At 45.6% G+C, this 19,789-nt stretch carries 18 protein-coding genes; 12 read left to right on the top strand and 6 right to left on the bottom strand.

Annotated elements, in window-relative coordinates:
- Positions 1–13 precede the first annotated feature (13 nt).
- Together AC5JL3_RS35365 and AC5JL3_RS35360 are read left to right on the top strand one after the other, a co-directional pair.
- The gene (locus tag AC5JL3_RS35365; RefSeq protein ID WP_496078904.1) at positions 14–955 is read left to right on the top strand and encodes an ABC transporter ATP-binding protein; all 942 of its coding nucleotides are present in this window, start codon (positions 14–16) and stop codon (positions 953–955) included.
- Positions 949–1,557: an ABC transporter ATP-binding protein gene (locus tag AC5JL3_RS35360; protein ID WP_496078903.1), complete on the top strand. Its 609-nt coding sequence runs from the start codon at positions 949–951 to the stop codon at positions 1,555–1,557. The genes AC5JL3_RS35365 and AC5JL3_RS35360 overlap by 7 nt, the downstream gene beginning before the upstream one ends.
- A 50-nt stretch (positions 1,558–1,607) precedes the next feature.
- Here the strand turns inward: AC5JL3_RS35360 and AC5JL3_RS35355 are convergent, their stop codons facing one another.
- Together AC5JL3_RS35355 and AC5JL3_RS35350 are read right to left on the bottom strand one after the other, a co-directional pair.
- Positions 1,608–2,699 carry a hybrid sensor histidine kinase/response regulator gene (locus AC5JL3_RS35355; RefSeq protein WP_496078902.1) on the bottom strand — a complete coding sequence of 364 codons (1,092 nt, stop codon included), beginning with the start codon at positions 2,697–2,699 and terminating at the stop codon, positions 1,608–1,610.
- A gap of 167 nt (positions 2,700–2,866) precedes the next feature.
- Positions 2,867–6,325: a PAS domain S-box protein gene (locus tag AC5JL3_RS35350; protein WP_496078901.1), complete on the bottom strand. Its 3,459-nt coding sequence runs from the start codon at positions 6,323–6,325 to the stop codon at positions 2,867–2,869.
- A 379-nt stretch (positions 6,326–6,704) separates the two neighbouring features.
- On the opposite strand from AC5JL3_RS35350, the gene AC5JL3_RS35345 reads away from it, so the two are divergent.
- A complete protein-coding gene (locus AC5JL3_RS35345; protein ID WP_496078900.1) occupies positions 6,705–8,576 on the top strand; it encodes an alpha/beta hydrolase in 1,872 nt (623 codons plus the stop codon).
- A 127-nt stretch (positions 8,577–8,703) separates the two neighbouring features.
- A complete protein-coding gene (locus AC5JL3_RS35340) occupies positions 8,704–9,150 on the top strand; it encodes a DUF4112 domain-containing protein (protein ID WP_496078899.1) in 447 nt (148 codons plus the stop codon).
- 252 nt (positions 9,151–9,402) lie between these two features.
- Here AC5JL3_RS35340 and AC5JL3_RS35335 read toward each other — a convergent pair whose 3' ends face one another.
- Both AC5JL3_RS35335 and AC5JL3_RS35330 read right to left on the bottom strand, forming a co-directional pair.
- Complete coding sequence (locus AC5JL3_RS35335; protein ID WP_496078898.1) at positions 9,403–10,257, bottom strand: M48 family metalloprotease; 855 nt, start codon at positions 10,255–10,257, stop codon at positions 9,403–9,405.
- 198 nt (positions 10,258–10,455) lie between these two features.
- Positions 10,456–11,190, bottom strand: coding sequence for an SDR family oxidoreductase (locus AC5JL3_RS35330; protein WP_496078897.1), 735 nt, complete (start codon positions 11,188–11,190; stop codon positions 10,456–10,458).
- Positions 11,191–11,299: 109 nt separating this feature from the next.
- Between AC5JL3_RS35330 and AC5JL3_RS35325 the strand changes: the two genes are divergently transcribed.
- Positions 11,300–11,641, top strand: a complete 342-nt coding sequence (locus tag AC5JL3_RS35325) for a winged helix-turn-helix transcriptional regulator (RefSeq protein WP_496078896.1) — start codon at positions 11,300–11,302, stop codon at positions 11,639–11,641.
- 84 nt (positions 11,642–11,725) lie between these two features.
- Here the strand turns inward: AC5JL3_RS35325 and AC5JL3_RS35320 are convergent, their stop codons facing one another.
- On the bottom strand, positions 11,726–12,049 hold the full coding sequence (locus tag AC5JL3_RS35320; RefSeq protein ID WP_496078895.1) for a (2Fe-2S) ferredoxin domain-containing protein: 324 nt from the start codon (positions 12,047–12,049) through the stop codon (positions 11,726–11,728).
- A gap of 86 nt (positions 12,050–12,135) precedes the next feature.
- Here AC5JL3_RS35320 and AC5JL3_RS35315 point away from each other — a divergent pair, with 86 nt between their 5' ends.
- The 7 genes from AC5JL3_RS35315 (at position 12,136) to arsS (ending at position 18,211) form a co-directional block, all read left to right on the top strand.
- Positions 12,136–12,465: an ArsR/SmtB family transcription factor gene (locus AC5JL3_RS35315; protein ID WP_496078894.1), complete on the top strand. Its 330-nt coding sequence runs from the start codon at positions 12,136–12,138 to the stop codon at positions 12,463–12,465.
- Positions 12,466–12,715: 250 nt separating this feature from the next.
- Positions 12,716–13,870: an ACR3 family arsenite efflux transporter gene (gene arsB, locus AC5JL3_RS35310; protein WP_192220810.1), complete on the top strand. Its 1,155-nt coding sequence runs from the start codon at positions 12,716–12,718 to the stop codon at positions 13,868–13,870.
- A gap of 72 nt (positions 13,871–13,942) precedes the next feature.
- Positions 13,943–14,530 (top strand): metal-dependent hydrolase, encoded by a 588-nt coding sequence (locus tag AC5JL3_RS35305; RefSeq protein ID WP_496078893.1) that lies wholly within the window; start codon positions 13,943–13,945, stop codon positions 14,528–14,530.
- Between the two features lie 195 nt (positions 14,531–14,725).
- Positions 14,726–15,391 carry an arsenical resistance protein ArsH gene (gene arsH / locus AC5JL3_RS35300; RefSeq protein WP_348259703.1) on the top strand — a complete coding sequence of 222 codons (666 nt, stop codon included), beginning with the start codon at positions 14,726–14,728 and terminating at the stop codon, positions 15,389–15,391.
- Between the two features lie 113 nt (positions 15,392–15,504).
- Positions 15,505–15,915, top strand: a complete 411-nt coding sequence (gene arsC / locus AC5JL3_RS35295) for an arsenate reductase, glutathione/glutaredoxin type (RefSeq protein WP_496078892.1) — start codon at positions 15,505–15,507, stop codon at positions 15,913–15,915.
- Between the two features lie 287 nt (positions 15,916–16,202).
- On the top strand, positions 16,203–17,171 hold the full coding sequence (arsM, locus tag AC5JL3_RS35290) for an arsenosugar biosynthesis arsenite methyltransferase ArsM (RefSeq protein ID WP_496078891.1): 969 nt from the start codon (positions 16,203–16,205) through the stop codon (positions 17,169–17,171).
- A gap of 44 nt (positions 17,172–17,215) precedes the next feature.
- Positions 17,216–18,211 (top strand): arsenosugar biosynthesis radical SAM (seleno)protein ArsS, encoded by a 996-nt coding sequence (gene arsS / locus AC5JL3_RS35285; RefSeq protein WP_496078890.1) that lies wholly within the window; start codon positions 17,216–17,218, stop codon positions 18,209–18,211.
- A 336-nt stretch (positions 18,212–18,547) separates the two neighbouring features.
- Here the strand turns inward: arsS and AC5JL3_RS35280 are convergent, their stop codons facing one another.
- Positions 18,548–19,117, bottom strand: a complete 570-nt coding sequence (locus AC5JL3_RS35280) for a general stress protein (RefSeq protein WP_496078889.1) — start codon at positions 19,115–19,117, stop codon at positions 18,548–18,550.
- Between the last annotated feature and the right edge of the window lie 672 nt (positions 19,118–19,789).

Genomic DNA, 19,789 nt, shown 5'->3' with positions numbered 1-19,789 from the left:
ATAACTTCCCTAAATGCTATCTGTTCAAAATTTGAGCGTCACCTTCACAATGTACGACCAAGGCTTGACCCAAAGACAGCTTACGGTGATTACCGAGCTTGATTTGGAGGTAAGCTCAGGTGAAGTCGTGGCTGTTGTTGGAGCGAGTGGTTCCGGTAAGAGTCTTCTCGCTCATGCGGTACTAGGTATTCTGCCGAAGAATGCCCAAGTCGATGGTGAAATTCTATTTAAAGGCTCACCACTTACTCCAGAGCGTTCTGAAGCATTGCGGGGAAAAGAAATTGCTCTTATCCCTCAGTCAGTGGGCTACCTTGACCCCTTGATGCGGGTGGGTTCACAAGTCAATCGGGCAGCACAATTGAGTGGATTGTCGGGGCAAGTCACCCAAGTTGCGGTTGAACAAACCTTCAACCGCTATGGATTAGCCTCAGTAGTCAAACGCTTCTTTCCGTTCCAACTTTCTGGGGGTATGGCGCGACGAGTGTTAGTATCTACGGCTGCTGTGGGAAAAGCGCAATTGGTTATTGCTGACGAACCCACTCCTGGTTTACACCCTGATGTCGTAAAGGAAACGCTCAACCACCTGCGAGGATTGGCGAATGAAGGTAAAGCCGTAATATTAATTACCCACGACATTGAAGCCGCGCTACAAGTTGCGGATAAAGTCGCTGTTTTCTATGCGGGAACGACGGTGGAGATTGCGACGGCTAAAGATTTTCCAAATGGAACGATACGCCACCCCTACACCCAAGCTTTATGGCGCAGTCTCCCACAAAACGAATTTATTCCCATTCCCGGTACGCAACCTAGCCCGGATGCTTTGCCTCCTGGTTGTCTATTTGCAGAGCGCTGTCCTTGGGTTACTGAATCTTGCTGTGAATCACGTCCTCAATTTCGTGAAGTAAGGGGCGCTCCTGTCCGGTGTATCCATGCTGATGAGGAACATCCATGCTAAAAGGAGAAAATCTTTCGTTTCGCTACGACGACCGTCAGCCTTCGATTCTACAAGGCATTGACATTGAAGTGGCTCCCGGCGAAATTGTTGGTTTAAGTGGCCCCAGTGGCTTTGGGAAGACAACACTTGGAAAGCTCCTCGCAGGCTATCTTACCCCTACGCAAGGGAGAGTGATGCTCAATGGTCAACCTCTACCAAAGCGGAGTTACTCTCCAGTGCAGCTAATTTTCCAAAATCCGGAACTCGCTGTCAATCCTCGCTGGCGGATTGGGAAAATCCTGAATGAAGGGCTTCCTCCCTCCAATGATTTACTTAAAGCGCTTAGCATCCACAATAACTGGCTCACTCGCTGGCCTCATGAACTAAGCGGTGGTGAGTTGCAGCGCATTGCCGTTGCTCGTTCTTTAGGCCCACGCACTCAGTATCTAATTGCGGATGAGATGACAGCAATGTTGGATGCCAATACACAAGCTTTGATTTGGCAAGCCGTGACAACCTATGCACATCAGCATAATCTTGGTCTTCTGGTGATTAGCCATGAAGCACCTCTATTGAAGCGGTTGTGTTCGCGCTTGATTGACTTAACGAAAACTAGAAACTAGAGAACTCTTTCAATATAAATTTTAATAAAAATTTTAAGGAGAACTTGATTTTAAATCGCTACAGTAAAAATTGAACCTTGTGGCTTATTTTCTTCTACAAATATTCTGCCTTTGTGGGCTTCAACTACCATTTTGCAAAAGGCTAAGCCTAGACCAAATTGAGGAACACTATTTATCGGGCTTCCTACTTCGTATTTATCAAAAATACGTTGCTGTAGCTCTTCGCTAACGCCAATTCCTTCATCAGCGACTCGAATAGTTGCTTGATGGGATACAGTTCCATCAGTGACTAAATCACTTGGGTCGTCCACTTGTAAGGTAATTGTACTATCAGGCGGGGAGAATTTAATAGCATTGGATAGCAAGTTGTCGAGTACACGATATAACAAATTGGCATCGACAGAGACAGGATGATTGAGCTTTTTTAGCTGGCTTCTCAATCGAAGTTTTTTTGAGGCAGCTACACCAGAAAATTGTGACAAAGCTTTTGTTGCTAGGTCGCTGAGTTCAACTTCGGCAAGATTAAGAACCATCTTTCCAGATTGCATCTTTGCCAGTATCAACAAGTCGTTAATCATTGAATTGAGTTGACGCCCTGATGAAAGAATCAGTTCAACTCGCTCCAAATCTTTTCCTTTCAAACCACTATCCATAAGTAAGCTGCCACTCATGAGAATGCTTGTGAGCGGGTTTCTTAAGTCATGGACAATCATGTTGGAGAGGTCTTCTCTAAGGCGCAGTGTCGCTTCTAGAGCATCATACTGCTGCTTGATGCGTAACATCGAGCGGACACGGGCGCGTAGTTCTATACCACTTACAGGTTTGGTCAAAAAATCATCAGCCCCAGCATCAAGCGATCGCGCTAAATCCTCTTTAGAGCTTAGTGCTGTCACCATGATGATGGGAATATGTTTCCAGTAGGTGTCGGATTTGATGAGGCGGCAAACCTCAATACCATCCATTTGGGGCATCATCACATCCAGCAAGATGACATCAGGCTCAAAGGAATCTATTGAACTCAATGCTTCCATGCCACTAGCAGCATAGTGTAATTCATAACCCTCCCGATATAGATGCGCTTCGATAACATCAAACCCATGTGGCTCATCATCTACAACCAGTACAGAATACTTTTCATCCATATCAGCTAAACCTAGAGAATTGAGATAAGGACGTTAGGAAGTTGAAGACATCCATACGCCTATAAGTAATTGAAATAATTGCGCCATAACCGGCAAGGGTTATAAGTGTGGGAAGACAATGCCTCCACTTATCACCCGTTGCCTGTTCTCTATTGCCCAGATGCCCCTTAGCTGTGACTAATATATTGTGTAATGAGGTTCACCAGCGTTTTGAGATTAACGGGTTTCGTCAGATAATCCTTTGCACCCGCCGCCAAACATCGTTCCCTGTCTCCTGGCATGGCTAGCGCCGTGAGAGCAATGATAGGAATAGAAGCGAGTTCAGCATCCGCATGAATCTGGCGAGTTGCCTCCAAACCGTCCATCTCTGGCATTTGAATATCCATCAGGATTAAATCTGGTTTTTGTTGTTTTGCCATCTGGACAGCTTCAATACCATTTCTTGCCAAGCTTACTCGAAACTCCTGAATCTGTAAGTAATCCATCAACGTCGAAATATTTGCTTCATTGTCCTCAGCCAGTAGGATTAAGGGTGAGTGTTGCTCCTGTTCTGGCATCACGACTAAAGCCGTATGAGCTAGATGTTTAGGAGAAGCTTCAGAGAAAATTCTACTCAACGCCGACTGTAACTGCTGTCGGGAGATCGGTTTAACCAAATACCCAGATGCTCCCAAGGCTAAAGCACGCGATCGCTCATCCATCACCGAGACAACCAACACTGGAATGTCCTGCGTTGCCGGATTCGCTTTTAATTGAGCCAGAACTTCCCAGCCAGACAAACCAGGTAGCAACAAATCCAGAATAATCACTTCCGGGTCAAATCGCTTCACTGTATCGACTGCACCTTCACCCTGAGAGTAAATAAATGCGGCTGAACCAATTTCTGCCAAGTAACGCGCTACCTGCTTCGCTGCTGTCTCTGAGTCTTCAACAATTAAAGCTTGGTGAATATTCGGCAATTCTCCAAACGCTTCTTCTCGTTCCTGAACGCTTTGAACTGTCTGGGTTGCCTCGTTCCAGGGGAGGGTAACGGTGAAGCGACTACCCTTACCTAACTCACTCTCCAACGCAATACTGCCACCATGCAACTCAACAATCCGTCGCACCAGCGCCAAACCCAAACCCGTGCCTGCATAACGACGGGAGAGACTGCTATCTAACTGGACAAACGGTTTGAACATCTTATCAATACTTTCGGCAGCAATCCCAATTCCAGTGTCTATGACACTAAATTGCAGCGTTTCACTTGATAAATTCCCTTCAATTTCGAGGCAAACCTCACCACCTTCTGGCGTAAATTTCACAGCATTGCTCAATAGATTAATTAAAACCTGCCGGAGGCGGCGCTCATCGACTTCTATATCACCTAATCCCTCAGCAATCTTGGAACTGAGTTTAATCTGTTTCTGATGCGCTAGCTGTTTGACAAACGTCAAGCTGGACTCACAGAGGTCATGAACATCAACTGGAGCAGTCTGTAGCTGCATTTTGCCGGATTCAATCTTTGAGAGGTCGAGAATATCATTAATAAGTTCCAGCAAATGTCTACCACTGTTCTCAATGGTTGTCATTGACTTGCGCTGCTTATCAGTTAGAGAACCATACACTTCTTCCTGTAACGCTTCCGAAAGACCAAGAATTGCATTGAGAGGCGTTCGCAATTCGTGACTCATATTCGCGAGAAACTCATCCTTAAGCCGTGTTGCTCTCGCTAACTCCGCATTCGCAAGACTAATTCTTTCACTACTTTGACGCAGTTGTTCATCTGCTTGTTTACGTTCAGTAATGTCATAGACTAAGGCACAAGACCATAACATCTTCCCGTTTTCATCGAGTACTGGACTTGTAGACATATAAGTCCAAACAGTGTTGCCGTTTTTTGTTGTGAGTTGAATTTCATATTTGTCACCTGTACCTGATTTTCGACGCTCTAGATTTAGCCTCGCTAAGGTTCGATCGGCTTCGGAGATAAAGTCAAAAATTTGTCGTCCCAGCAGTTCGGCTTCAGTGTAGCCAAGCATCCTCACCATTGCCTGATTGACATACGTTGTCTTGGCTTCATTGTCTACGACCCAAATTCCTTCCTCAGCCAGTTCAACAATTTGCTGGTATCGCGTCTCACTTTCGCGGACACGGTGTTCCAGGCTTTGATTGAGTCGTTTGATCTCTTCTTCTGCTTGCTTACGCTCTGTAATGTCTGTTAGAAACGTCATTACAAATGTACCGTCTTTTGTTTGAATAGGACTCAGTCCGGCTTCAATTGGAAACTCTGTTCCATTCTTGCGTCGAGCAAATAAGTTTCTCGTTTTGCTCATGGAGCGTTTGGTTGGCTGTTCTCGATAGCCATGGCGATATGCAACATGACTGTGGTGAAATCGTTCCGGCATCAATAACTCAACGCTGCGACCTAAAACTTCAGTATGGTCATATCCAAATAATTCCTCTGCTTTGGCGTTGAATATAACAATTTCGCCCTTAGCGTTGGTGACAATAATTGATTCTGAAGCAGATTCCAAAAAAGCACGAAATTTGGCTTCGCTGTCATAGAGTTGTTTTTCTGCTAGCTTACGCTCAGTAATGTCGCGCAGGACGACTTGAGCGGCTGGTTCATTTTGATAAGTGAAGGGAATAGCTGTTACTTCTGCATTGAAAACGGTTCCATCTAACCGGAACCACTTTTCTTCGATGAGGGGAACCTGACGTTTGTCGTCTCGAAGTTGTCGGATGCGTTCTTTGGCAATTTCTCGATCGTCTGGATGGATGAAATCTAGTATCGGTTTTCCGATGAGTTCTTCAGGATCAGTTGCACCATAAAGTTTTATAGCAGCGGGGTTGACAAAGACAAACTTGCCCTGACTTTGGATAAAGATTCCATCAGGGCATAATTCTACTAGCTGACGGTAGCGTGCTTCACTGTCTTGGAGATAGCGATCGCGTTCAGTTAGTTTTTGGTTCAGACGGTTCAACAGGTAAGCGGCAACAACAGAACCCCCAATGCCAATACCTGCTGACAAACCCAGTATCAACCAGGTTCGTTGTCGCTGTTGGTTTAACTGCCTGTCGCGTTCAACCTGTAGGCGTTCCTCTTGTGCTAAAAACTCATTAATTTGCGCTCTTGTGCGATCCATCGCTCGCTTGCTTTCAATCACCTGAGCGGCAAAGTCTGGTGAGCGAATTAGAGTATTGGGGGATTCCTTACTAGCCAACTCCCGAAGACGCTCTAAAAGAGTAAGTCTGGTATTGACTAAGACTCGAATTTGTTGAACTTGTTGGGTTTGAGAGGGATTATCAGCAACTAACTGAGTCAGTTGATCGAGGGAATTGGGAATAAAAGCGATCGCAGCTTGATAGCCTGTGAGGAATTCTTGGTCTTGGGTAATTTCATAACCCCGGGCTCCTGTTTCTGCATCCAGCAGTGCCGTGAGTAAGCGTTTTCCTTCCAGGCGGACTTGCTGGGTGTGTTGTACCCTGTTTTCAGCTTTTACTGTCTTGAAGTGTAGCCAACCAAAGGCTGACACAGAGGCGACAAGACAAGATACCGGAATCGCGAGGATAAACTGCCCTCGCTGACGAACCAGCGATTTGAGCCAGCGAGATTGCTGATTTTTGGTTGGATCGGTTTTCATGGTGAGAGTAGATTCGAGGCATAAAAACTCAACTCAATCGGCTCTAGGGTATGACTATTACCCCTATCAAGGTTAAGGCGCGTAGGTGGTAGGTTTTAGGGACTTCCAATCCAGAAAGGGTTTAGAGGAAAATGATTTGTTAGATGTTCACATTGATAATGTAAGCCACATATCTTAAAGAGGAGAGGTCGTTAAGCACAGCCAGCACCAGCTATCTAACGGCCTAACGTTTGCTTATAAGGCAAGCGGGTGAAATACGCATCACTCTAGCAACGAATGTTATGAGGGAAACAGGCATGGGAAACTTGTAGAGCTTCACTTGGGTCGCTTTGAACAAAATTGTTAATCGCTCCACACACATCGCAGTCAAATCACTCTTATGAAGTTTCAGCTTAATTGGTCTGGTGACAGGACGCTTCAGCATTCTCACAATAGAAGAATTGTCGGTTTGCTGACTCAAATCAAGGCAATTCGGCAAGGCACTTTTTTTTCGATCTTCGTTGCTCTGTCTTGGTGGTTCGCCGCCCCGGCTTCTGCCGCTGAACGCCTCACCTTGCGCTTAGGTCCATTTGAGCAATCGGTTGCGGTCACTGATTTAGAAAGGTTTGCAACGACTGGGGAACTATCACCGCAGCTAAAACCCTTCGGTGCGGTGCTGACGCCACAGGTGCAGCAATTGCTGACCCGGCACTTGGAAATTGACCCCAACATGACTGATAAATTCATCAAAGACCTGCTTCGTTCTTCCGATGGTGCAAGATTGCTTGAGCAGATTGGTCTGGCTCTCCCCAATAGCAGCGTTGAGCAATTACAGGCAGCACTATATTTGGCCGCAAGGCAAGCTGATGGTTTATCGGTGCTGGGCTTTTTACGGGCTTATCCAGAGGAGAGTGTAACAATTGATGCCTCTTCTGTGATCGGGATTGCCCTTCAACTCAATACCTCCTACTGGCAAAGCCAAGCAATAGGGCCTCTCTTGGAGCAAGAACTAGAAGTCACTGATACAAGCAACTTCCGCCCTACGTTTAACCCGGCTGCCCCTGGTCAACAATATGTCCAAGAGCGGACATTGTCACTGCGAGACCGACTACGCGATCGCACAATCCTTGTAGACCTCTACTGGGCATACAAGAGCGAAGGTCCACTGGTCATTCTTTCTCACGGTTTTGGTTCCGATCGCAAATTTTTAACGTACTTAGCGCGTCATTTAGCATCCCACGGCTTCACTGTTGCCTCTCTAGAGCATCCAGGTAGTAACTTCACTTGGCTGAATGGGGTTTCTCTGGGAGGTGTCCCTGATAATTTATTAGCTCCCTCAGAGTTTGTTAACCGTCCTAAGGATGTCAGCTTTGTCCTAGACGAACTCGCTGAGCGAAATCAGGAATACGGTCAGTGGTATCGTAAATTAAACACTGAACAAGTCACGATGATTGGTCACTCTCTAGGGGGCTACACCGCACTGGCGCTTGCAGGAGGAGAACTGAACTTAGAGGAAGTACGACGGTATTGTAAAAATCGTAGCCCCATCGGACGGTCACCAGCCGATTGGTTTCAGTGTTCTGCAGCTGACTTGCCCAACAATCGAATGCAATTACGGGATGATCGAATAACTCAGGTGATTGCGCTCAATAGTGTAACTGGACGCTTATTTGGCAGTAAGGGTTTGCAGCAGGTGAGTGTCCCAACCTTAATCTTGACAGGAACAGACGATGCGATTACACCATCACTCGACCATCAACTGCGACCCTTTGCTCAATTGAGTGGTACCAAGTATCTTGTTAGTGCGATTGGTGGTACACACTTGAGTGTAACTGACCGAGCCAATCTCAATGATGCCCTCGCCCGCAGCACCCTCGTTAAAGAGCGTATTGGTGAAGAAGTTGACCCACTGCGAGAACTCATCCGAGGTGTGAGTCTCGCCTTCGTCAAACAGCTAACGCCAGAAGCAAAGCTCTACGAACCCTTTTTGACCTCGGCTTATGCTCAGTCGCTCTCAACCCCAACACTCTCATTGCGTTTTAGTACAGAGTTACCCACAACAATGGCGACTTGGTTCCAAGTTCAAGCCGTTAGTCATCAGCAAATTGCCATCCGTCTGCCCGATGTCAACAACTGGTTAATCAGCGCGATTAAATCCTACTTCTTAACTTCTACAAGCATGTTGTCGCAAGCAGATTGTTGTGCAGGGCAACTCAATCAAGTCTTTACAGATCTTCTAGACAATTACCAGCCACCAAGCGGTTTTGGCTAAAGCGCAGGCAACCTAGTGCAAGAAGGCAGGAAGTTTGCTGATTCAGTCTCAGGATATAAGCCTGGTCTAGTTCACTATGTCACTATAAAACGTAAGAATACCCAAGGCTCGAATAGTCTCTCCTGTCATGCCTACCCCGATGAATACAGCTGAACGCCTCGCTACACTCAATCGCATCCGCAAACTTAGTCGTTTGATGGATACAGCTATTGGTATTCCTGGGACACGTTTTCGGATTGGAATAGACCCTATTATTGGTTTAATTCCTGGGGCTGGAGACATAGTAAGTACAGGATTTTCTGCTTACATCATCTATCTAGCTACCCACTTTGGTATACCAGCCAAAGACCTCAGACAAATGATTTTCAACATTGGTCTAGAGGCTGCTGTTGGCACCGTACCTTTAGTCGGTGATTTATTTGACGCTTACTACAAGTCCAACATTCGCAACTTGGCAATTTTGGAGCAACATCTGCAAGCGACAGAACCAGAAATTGAAGAGCTTGCCTCAGTTCGCGCCGAATCTAGAGAGCCAAACTTACCGAAAACTCGCGAGAAAGCCCCACTGATTTGAATAGTTGAACAAGAAAAACACAGAAGTTCAGAAGTTCAGGAGAAGGCTGAACTTTGGATGAACTCAACAGTAAGAAAAGGAATAAATCACTCCTTTCTTTGCCCTATTGCCTATCGATTTAACACAGCAGAATGTGCTTGGTATAGCAATCGAAGCATAGATTAAGGCACAACGGAGGCTATAACCCTTAGCCAGAGCTATTTGGCTGAAAGCTGACCGCTGAAAGCTGTCCGCTGAAGAGCTATATCAACTCTAACCAGGCAAGCGAGGCGGCACAGTTCGAGCAAATTTTTCCTGTCCCTCCTCAAGATTGGCAGGAACACCATTAGGAAAGTTTTCAGTAATTAAACTCCGCAGTCGTTCAAGTCGATTGTCGGGGTTAGGATGGGTGCTGAAAAATTCTGGGGATTGTCCACCTTGTCTAGCCGAAGCTAGCACCTGCATCAGTTCGACAATTCCTTTCGGGTTATAGCCTGCTTGTGTCATAAACCGAAAACCCAGTTGGTCACTTTCTAATTCATCTTCACGTCCATAGCGCAGGCTAACCAATTGATTAACTGCCTGGGCAACAAGCGCCGCTTGCCTTGCACCTTCCGGCGAATCACTGGCGGCAATTCCAACAGCGTTCACTAACGCCGAACCAAGTTGCTGCTTGGCGAGATGCTCAGCACCATGTCGCGCTACAACATGCCCGACCTCATGCCCCAACACGCCTGCTAGTTGCGCTTCTGTTTTGAGGCGTCTGAGCAAACCTGCTGTAATAAAAACCTGTCCCCCCGGTAGGGCAAAGGCATTGATCGTTTGGGGGTCTCTGAGCAGATGAAACTCGTAGGGATAGGGTAACTCAGATGCTCCTGAGTTCTGCACAATCCGCCCTCCCACTTGGTCAATATAGGCTTGAAGGGCTTGGTCGGGATAAAGACCTCCGTGCTGTGCTGCCATCTTTTGAGTAGCTTGTCGCCCAATTACTACTTCCTGTTGGGGAGAAAGCTGTACCCGTTGCCGTTCTCCAGTCACTGGATTTTCTACAACGTTGGTACAGTAGCTAATTAGCCCAAACAGCCCAAACAAAATTCCAATTCCCAGACGAAGTAATAGTCTCTGCACTTATTTCCCCCAACGGCTGGCAAAGAGGTTAGCATCTTCTACTTCCATCTAGCATCAGTCCGAAGGATACTGTTTAATTTCCAAATGTCCTAATTACCTAGATACGGTAGTCTCACGGTGAAGGTCAGTGGCGGAGATATTCTTGAAACAAGGCAGAATGATTGTCCGTCCACTGCACTGATATTCAACCATTTCAGGCTATACAATTCCACCGTTAGCTCGTATCATCTGACCCGTAATCCAATGAGCCTCGTCAGAAACTAACAATGCAACAGCACTGGCAACATCATTTGGTTTACCCAATCGTCCCAATGGGGTTTGAGCAATGAGTTGATTGACTTGCTCTTGATTGAGCACCAACCCATCAGTCTCTGTTACACCCGGAGAAATGGTGTTAACCGTGATGCCGCGTCCACCCACTTCTTTTGCCAGACAGGTGCTGAACTGTTCAATTGCTGCCTTGCAGCCTGAATATGCCCCACCCGTTGGAATTGGCATGACTGTACCACTGGTGGATAAACTGACAATGCGTCCTCCGTCTGCTATGTGCTGTGCTGCCTGCTGAAGTGCAAAGTAGACGCCTTTAGTGATCTCAAACATAGCGTCATACTCTTCTTCAGTCATCTGAGCCGTTAACTTGAAGATGTTTTTCCCTGCGGCATTATTGACGAGGATATCTAACTTGCCAAAGTGTTCGAGGGTTTTTTGGAACAAGCTACGAATTTCGGCAATATTTCTCATATCAACCTGTATTGCGATCGCATCCGAACCACTTGCTTTGATGGCTGCGACGACTTCAAGCGCTTTGTCCCGGTTGCCAACATACGTCACGACGACGTTTGCACCTTCCTTTCCCAAGTGTTCTGCGATCGCTCTTCCAATTCCACGCGACGAACCAGTCACAATCGCTACTTTCCCTTTCAACGACGACATCGTGTTCTTTCCTGATAGCAATGATGATTGAACGCTTACTAAGGTACAGTTCTACTAACTTTTTCGGAAGTACTTACTTTTTTGTAAGCTTATCAGGAGATAACTACAAATGTCACAAGAGCAGACTGAGGGGACGATATTTGTGCAAACTACGCTCAAAATTTTGGGCGGCAAGTGGAAGATTCTAATTTTGTGGCATTTGAAAGATGAAGCGAGACGATTTAGTGAATTGAAGCGACGAATGCCTGAGATTACTGAAAAAATGCTGATACAACAACTCCGAGAACTGGAAAAAGATGGAATTGTGAATCGGAAAGTCTATTCCGATGTGCCTCCTAAAGTTGAGTACTCGTTCACGAATTATGGTAAAAGTCTCGAACCTGTATTGAAAGCCCTCTGTGAATGGGGTCAAGAACATTTGGAGCGGGTAAAGTTTAATGGGATTGACTAGATTTGTGCTGCTCTCATCTTCCAGAAGTTGGGTGCATCCCAATGCCAGCAAATTGCCGATGCCCTCCCTGATAGACAGCTAATCTCAATAGCTAAAACGCATATGTATACGAGGGTGAAGCTTCTCTTCTACTGGCTTACCTCCCTTAAGATGTTGCTCCACAATCACTGGAACATCAGCTTGTTGAACTCGACAGTACCAAGTTTCCTCTGGAAGAACTCGTACTGTTGGACCAGAACTGCATTGTCCCTGACAACCTGTGCCTGTCACGGTAAAACCGTCCACTTGTGCCGCTTCAAAAGCTGCCAGTACTGCGGCTGAACCGGCGGCTGTACAAGATGTATGCTGACAAACTAAAACAGAACGCTCGTGTGAGTTTGAGTTCTTTTGTTCGGAATTCGTTTCCACTATTGGTTTAGCTGCGTACTATTGATGGCTACGCTCCTATCTTAACCAGGGGTATTAGAATCAAGTTGTCGTTTCAATAAAGGTTGATGGGTAAAGTATCCACCATTGCTCCCGATAGTCTTGTTGCTGGCTTCCATGCCCTATCTGACCCAATCAGGATTCAAGTCTTGGAGTTATTGCGATCGCAAGAGTTGTGTGTCTGTGAACTGTGCGAACACTTGGGGGTAACACAGTCCAAGCTCTCGTTTCATCTAAAAAACTTGAAAGAAGCAGATTTAGTGCGATCGCGTCAGGAAGGTCGCTGGATTTACTACAGCCTCAATCTATCCCAATTTGTGATTCTGGAGCAGTACCTCGCAGAATTCCGCCGTTTCAGCCCCATCTTACCAGCCCGTCCCTGCTCAGACACCCCTTAATCATCAACTTATTTTAATAAAAACTGATTTATCAATGCGCTGATAGCTGCTCTACAGAGGACTCAGCAAAATCCCTTACCAAAATCTTGCTTGACAAATCAATTTTTTTTGAAATGATGGTATTAATTCCATATTCAACTCACGGTTTTCGCTGGACAGTCTCAGCTGAACCTAAAAATCGAAGAGTTGTTACGGAAGGAAGCAAAGTTCTGGCTATTCGCCCTTAGCTTTTGACCTCGGACTAATCCTGATGAGTACAAACAATCGTCAAGCAACTGCATCACCCCCGATTGCTGGTAGTAGTCTCAGTTTTTTTGAAAAATATCTCACCGTTTGGGTATTCTTGTGCATCTTCGTAGGCATCGCCTTGGGTCGAGTGTTTCCAGGTGTAGCTGTTGCGCTTGATGCCATGAGTATTTATCAGGTATCGATCCCAATCGCCGTCTGCCTGTTTTTCATGATGTATCCGATCATGGTGAAGATTGACTTCACTCAGGCGGCAAATGCACTCAGGACACCCAAACCCGTCATCCTCACCTTGGTAGTGAACTGGTTAATTAAACCCTTCACGATGGTGGCATTTGCTCAGTTTTTCCTGGGTTGGCTGTTTCGCCCCTTGCTGACTGGAACTGAGTTGATTCGCGGCAGTGAGGTGACTCTCTTCAACTCTTACATTGCAGGTACGATTTTATTGGGGATTGCACCTTGCACGGCGATGGTGTTGATGTGGGGGTATCTTTCCTACAGCAATCAAGGACATACCTTGGTAATGGTGGCGGTAAATTCGTTGGCAATGCTGTTTTTGTACGCACCGTTGGGAAGATGGTTGCTGGCGGCGAATGATTTAACGGTGCCTTGGCAGACGATTGTGTTGTCGGTGCTAATTTATGTGGGATTGCCCTTAGCAGCAGGGATGTACAGCCGTTACTGGATTCTCAAGCACAAGGGGAAAGAGTGGTTTGAGCGGCGGTTTCTCAAGTATCTCAGCCCAATCGCGATCGCAGCCCTCTTGATTACTTTAGTATTGCTGTTTGCCTTTAAGGGAGAGTTGATTGTCAACAATCCGCTGCACATTCTCTTGATTGCAGTGCCACTGTTTATCCAAACCAATTTTATTTTCTTAATTAGTTACGTGGCGGCGTTGAAAATGAATCTGTCTTATGAGGATGCAGCACCAGCAGCACTGATTGGGGCGAGTAATCATTTTGAAGTTGCGATCGCTACGGCTGTTATGCTCTTTGGCTTAAATTCTGGTGCAGCATTGGCGACAGTCGTTGGCGTGTTAATTGAAGTACCAGTGATGTTGATGTTGGTAGAGGTATGCAAGCGCACTGCCATGTGGTTTCCCCGTGAACCAGAAAAGGCGACACTACGCGACCCCCGTTGTGTTAGTGCTTATAAGTGATCGATGAGCTTTTTTGTCCAGAAGTCATGTTTGACTTGATGTGTCTAAATCACGCGCAATAGGTGATGTTCAATGAACACATATTCTCACTTTCTGATGACGGCTGCTCTGGACAAGAGCTTACCAAGAGTGCCAATTGTTAAACGTGCTTTCTTGCTTGGCTCTGTTGCTCCTGATTTACCGTTGTGGATTTTGTCAATTGGTAGCATCAGTTACTACCATTTCATCCAAGGCTGGAGCCTTAGAGAGACGTTTAACTATATCTTTGACGAGCTATATTTTTACAATCCTTTCTGGATTGCCTCGCATAATTTCCTTCACTCACCAATTTTGCTACTGCTGGCACTGGTTTTTTTGTGGCAGTCACGCCGCCATATCGGTTCTCGATCTCGATGGTTTTTCTGGTTTGTAGTTGCCTGTCTGTTGCACAGTTTCGTCGATATATTCACTCATGTTAATGATGGTCCCTTGTTGTTTTTCCCTTTAGAGTGGACTATTCGCTTTTACAGCCCAATTAGTTATTGGGACCCTCAATACTACGGTAGAGAGTTTCAAGTTTTTGAACGGATATTGAATGCTGTGTTGTTGATTTATCTGTTTAGTCCTCGGCTTTGTCGCTATTTGCGTAACCGAATACCGTTCTACTCTCCCAATTCCTGAGTATCCATAGCAAAAGGCAAAAGGCAGAGGGCAGAGGGCAGAGGGCTTTTATGCAGAAGGGATGCATATTGACGGGTCTTGGTTTCAGTATGTGGCGAGAGTCAAGAGTTGCCTTGGCGACTGCTATACCTCACTGTTGCTGAATTTAGCCACCTCTGTCTGGATCAATCAAATATTTCTCACTAGTGCTAGACAATGACGACTTTCAATCACAAGCCGCGAATCTTATTTCTGTATGGTTCATTACGCGATCGCTCTTATAGTCGCCTTTTAGCTGAAGAAGCCGCCCGCATTATTGAGGAGTTTGGAGCCGAAGTGCGGTTCTTTGACCCTCGTGAGTTACCGATTCACGGCAGTGTACCCGATACTCATCCCAAAGTTCAGGAGTTACGGGAGTTGAGTTTATGGTCTGAAGGACAAGTGTGGTCAAGTCCAGAGATGCACGGCAATATTACTGGCATTCTGAAAAACCAGATCGACTGGATTCCTTTGAGCATTGGGGCAGTTAGACCAACTCAAGGCAGAACTCTAGCAGTTATGCAAGTAAGCGGGGGTTCGCAGTCGTTCAATGCGGTAAATACACTGCGAATTCTAGGGCGCTGGATGCGGATGTTTACGATCCCGAATCAATCCTCTGTTGCTAAAGCCTATCAGGAGTTTAATGAGGACGGGACGATGAAGGATTCCCCTTATCGCGATCGCGTTATTGATGTCATGGAAGAACTTTACAAGTTCACTTTGCTATTGCGTGACAAGGTTGATTATCTAACAGACCGCTATAGCGAACGGAAGGAAAAAGCGGCTCAGCAAACTATCCAAATTGCGAATACTGCCCTTGAGGTTAATAGTAAAAGCACCTAAATGTTTTTATCTGACCTAGAGGCAGATCGTTGTACTAGTGCAGCACGGCACAAATAACTATCCTCTTGCACTATCGTACAAATTTTTCAGTTGTCCAATTACTAACTACTGTTATGAAACGAGTCATGTTTGTTTGTAAGAAAAACTCTTGCCGTTCCCAAATGGCAGAAGGATTCGCTCGTCACCTGGGAGAAGGCAAGATTTCTGTAACCAGTTCGGGATTAGAGGCAAGTGAAGTGAATTCTACTGCGGTTGAGGTGATGTCGGAAATTGGCATTGATATTAGTAGCCAAACGTCTAAGGCATTAAGTGATTTTCAGCCTGAAGACTATGATATTGTGATTTCTCTCTGTGGCTGTGGTGTCAATTTACCGGAGGCTTGGGTACTGCGAGAGGTATTTCAAGATTGGCAGTTGGATGACCCTGCTGACCAACCAATAGAAACGTTTCATCGAGTTCGGGATGAAATCAAGGAACGGGTGAAAACCTTGATAGAGTCGGTTGCCTTATCGAAGACTCGTTAGTTAAAAGGCGATCGCACTTCTAAAGCGGGGTACCTAGTTTAATCAAAGCAAGTAGTAGAGTGGCACAGTTCACTCTACTTTTTTATTGACATAATCCTTAGGGTGATTGCCGAACAAAGGCAATTGAGCTTAGTACGGGTCATTAAGCTTGAGATTTAAAAAAACGTGCGCTTAAGGTCAGTAAACGAAATTTTTCTGTAGCATCAAAGAGAAAGCCAGAAATTTACTGGTTCAGGTTTTCCTTTGTCTGTCATAGCCTGAATACCCTTGAAGAGCATAGGATTTCGATGAGTTATCTTGAGACAACTGCAAAGTTTTACAGCGAAGTTGCCCAAACGCCGCAAGTTGGGTTGTGTTGTGTCCAAAGCAGTCCCTTGCAATTACCAGGACTGAAAGTTCCCTACCAGATGCAGCAGATGAACTACGGTTGCGGTACAACTGTTCATCCTGCTGAACTGAGTAACGAGCCGACTGTGCTGTATGTGGGTGTTGGTGGTGGCTTGGAAGCTTTACAGTTTGCTTATTTTTCCAGGCGTTCTGCTGGTGTAATTGCTGTTGAGCCAGTCAGTGCGATGCGTGAAGCGGCTACCCGTAACTTGGAATTGGCGGCTAACGAAAATCCCTGGTTCGAGCCAAGTTTTGTGGAAATTCGGGAAGGAGATGCCTTCGGCTTACCAGTCCCCAATGCCTCTGTAGATGTCGTTGCCCAGAATTGCCTATTCAATATTTTTGAACCTGCTGACTTGTCCAAAGCGCTGAAAGAAGCATTTCGGGTTTTGAAACCCGGTGGACGCTTGCAAATGAGCGATCCAATTGCTACTCGACCAATCCCAATGCATCTGCAACAAGATGAACGTTTAAGAGCGATGTGTCTCTCTGGTGCTTTCACTTATGAAGAGTACATTCAACGGATTGTTGATGCTGGCTTTGGTCAAGTAGAAATCCGCGCTCGTCGTCCTTACCGACTCTTGGATCGAAGAAGCTACGGATTGGAAGAAGATTTGCTTTTAGAAAGTCTTGATTCCGTTTCTTTCAAGGTTCTGATTCCGGAAGATGGTGCCTGCATTTTCACAGGGAAAACAGCAATTTACACCGGGGAACAAGAGGTTTTTGATGATTCCGCAGGACACATTCTTCAGCGTGGTGTACCAGCCGCCGTCTGCGATAAAACGGCAGCTAAGTTCGCAGCGTTAATTCCAGAAAACGTGTTAATCACAAATTCTACCTGGCACTACACTGGTGGTGGTTGCTGTTAGGAAAAATCCGGCGAAGAACGATAAGATTTAGAAGATTGTTAAAAATGGTTCAGACAGAAGCCTCCGCAGTAACGCCGTTTAGAAAAAAACTGAATAGACCCTTACCGAAAGACCCAATTAATGTTTTACAAATTAATCTGGGGAAGCGCTGCAACCTTGCTTGTACTCACTGTCATGTAGAAGCGAGTCCTCATCGGACAGAAGAACTTTCCCCAGAAGTTTGTGACCAATTAATTGAAGTCATTCATCGATTTCCCCAAATCAAAATTGTTGATTTGACTGGCGGTGCCCCGGAGATGAACTATGGATTTAAGCCGTTAGTTGAGGCAGCACGAGCCACAGGAAAGCAGGTAATTGTTCGCTCGAACTTAACAATTTATTTTGAGCCTGGGTTTGAGTATCTTCCAGAATACTTTGCAAAGCATCAGTTGAGAGTTGTTGCCTCGTTACCTTGCTATCTGGAGGACAATGTTGATAAAATGCGCGGTCGAGGGGTCTATGATGGCTCAGTTCGTGCCATTCAATGGCTTAATCAATTGGGTTATGGAAAAGACCCTAGTTTGATACTTGACTTAGTGTATAATCCCCCGCTACCACTTACTGAAACGTTTTCTTTAACTCCTAGGCAAGATAAGTTAGAACAGGATTACAAAATGTTCCTCAAAGAACATTTTGATATTACTTTTAATCAATTGTTCGCTATCACAAATTTGCCTGTCGGAAGAAGTAAATTTCATTTGCAACGAACTAAGCTGTATGCTCCCTATCTAGAGTTTTTGGAGAGCAATTTTAATGCAGGCACTGTGGAGCATTTAATGTGTCGTGATGAACTCTCAATTGATTATCTGGGTAATGTTTATGATTGTGACTTTAACCAGATGGAGAATGTTGCAGCGAAGTCTCGGACAGGGGGAATATTGACGGTTAGTAAGCTTCTGGAAGCAGGAACATTAGATTTAATTGATGAGATTCGTACAGCGTCCTATTGCTATGGTTGTACGGCTGGTTGTGGTTCTAGTTGCGGTGGAGCTTTAGTTTAGGACGAATGATACTGACTTAAGAGCCTGGAAATAAATTTCCGGCTCAAAACCGAAGTAAGCTTTAGCTTACTACATCAGCCTTTCAACCCGTTTTAACGGGTTTTAGCTTTTAGCCCGTTCGCGTTCGCGAAGCGTTCTCGAAGAGTAGCGTTCCCGTTCCCCGTAGGGGTTCCCTAAGGGTAGGGTACTTTAGTTCAGGGCTTAAGTCAGTACCATTCGACTTAAGGGGAATGTCACTAACAAATAGCCTGTCACTCTAAGCAATAGAAGCAACAGGCTAATGCTAAAGGAATGCCTTAGGTATGTGAAGCTAATCAAGGCATTTCTCAAAAAAGCTTAAATTAGACCTGTTCGACCTCCAGCCATCGTTGAAGGTGCATCATAGATTCCCCAATCACGTACTCCCCGATTCTCAAGAATTGCTTCGGCACTGAGGATTTCCTCTGCTGTACCCTGGACTACTACCAGATAATCCCCTGCGGAGACTCGCTCTTCATAATGCTTAGCTCTGTCTTCGGGAACACCCCAACCAATTAGTGCACCAGCAAGGGCACCAGTCGCGGCACCAATTGCACTTCCCAAAAGGGTGTTCGCTAAAAGAAGACCTACTTCAGCAGCAACACCAACTCCAGGGATTGCCAATACGCCTAAGCTGCCAACTAAGCCAATGATTCCTCCCGTCGCCGCCCCGGCTGTCGCTCCAGCTTTGGTGCCTCCTTCAATTTGCTCACCCTTGCTATCACTCACGTCAGCACCGCCAATCTGCTCGTTGCGGTTAGCGTTTTGGACGATTACAGAAACTCTATCCATGTTGAAGCCAGCATCTCTGAGTTCATTGAGTGCATGTTCCGCATCTTGACGGTTAGAGAAAATGCCGACAGCGTGTTGAGTTTTTCCTACAGTCATGCTTTACCTCTTTTTCCTTAAGCACACAAGCCTACAAAAATGCAGGGATTAACTTTACAGCCCACTTTCCGCACCCTGAAGTGTCACACTACGAATTTTGGCTTTTTGGGGATTTTGGTTTTGCGATCGCAAAACGGATTTTCCAGTTCTTTGTATAAAAAGTGACCCCATCAGGTCGCTAAATTCCGCAAAAACCGATTGTGACAGTAGCGGGTGCGGAATGTGGGTTACAGTTATTGGTGCTTTTAACTACGGCTTCATTTTTGTAATTGTGAAGTGGGTATTCATCGGTCTGTAGGGTAAGCTTAATTTCTGTCATTAGATAGGTGAAATGATGGAGCGATCGCTCTATGAAACTGCTACGAAGAGAGCATCTTAAATACTGTTGCTATTTGAGATTGAGGGAATTGAGAGACAATTTGACTTAAAACGCGATCGCCTAACTGTCTAAGCGCGTGTTTGAAAAGTACGGTTGTCATTCCGCAAGGCTAAAGCATTCTGACAGCGTAGCTCCAACTCTAGATCAAGAGATAGCACTATGTATTGACTAGTAGTTGTTGCCTTTGTTTAATTATTAATAATTGTAAAGCTAGAGCGTTAAAGCGTCAAAACCGCATTATTCCGTAGATACACTAACAAACAGTGCAGATGTACTGATAGTTTCTAATGAAT

The organism is Symplocastrum torsivum, from assembly GCF_059505465.1.
The sequence above is the reverse complement of the archived record's forward strand: the minus strand, read 5'-3'. Positions and strand labels throughout refer to the sequence as shown.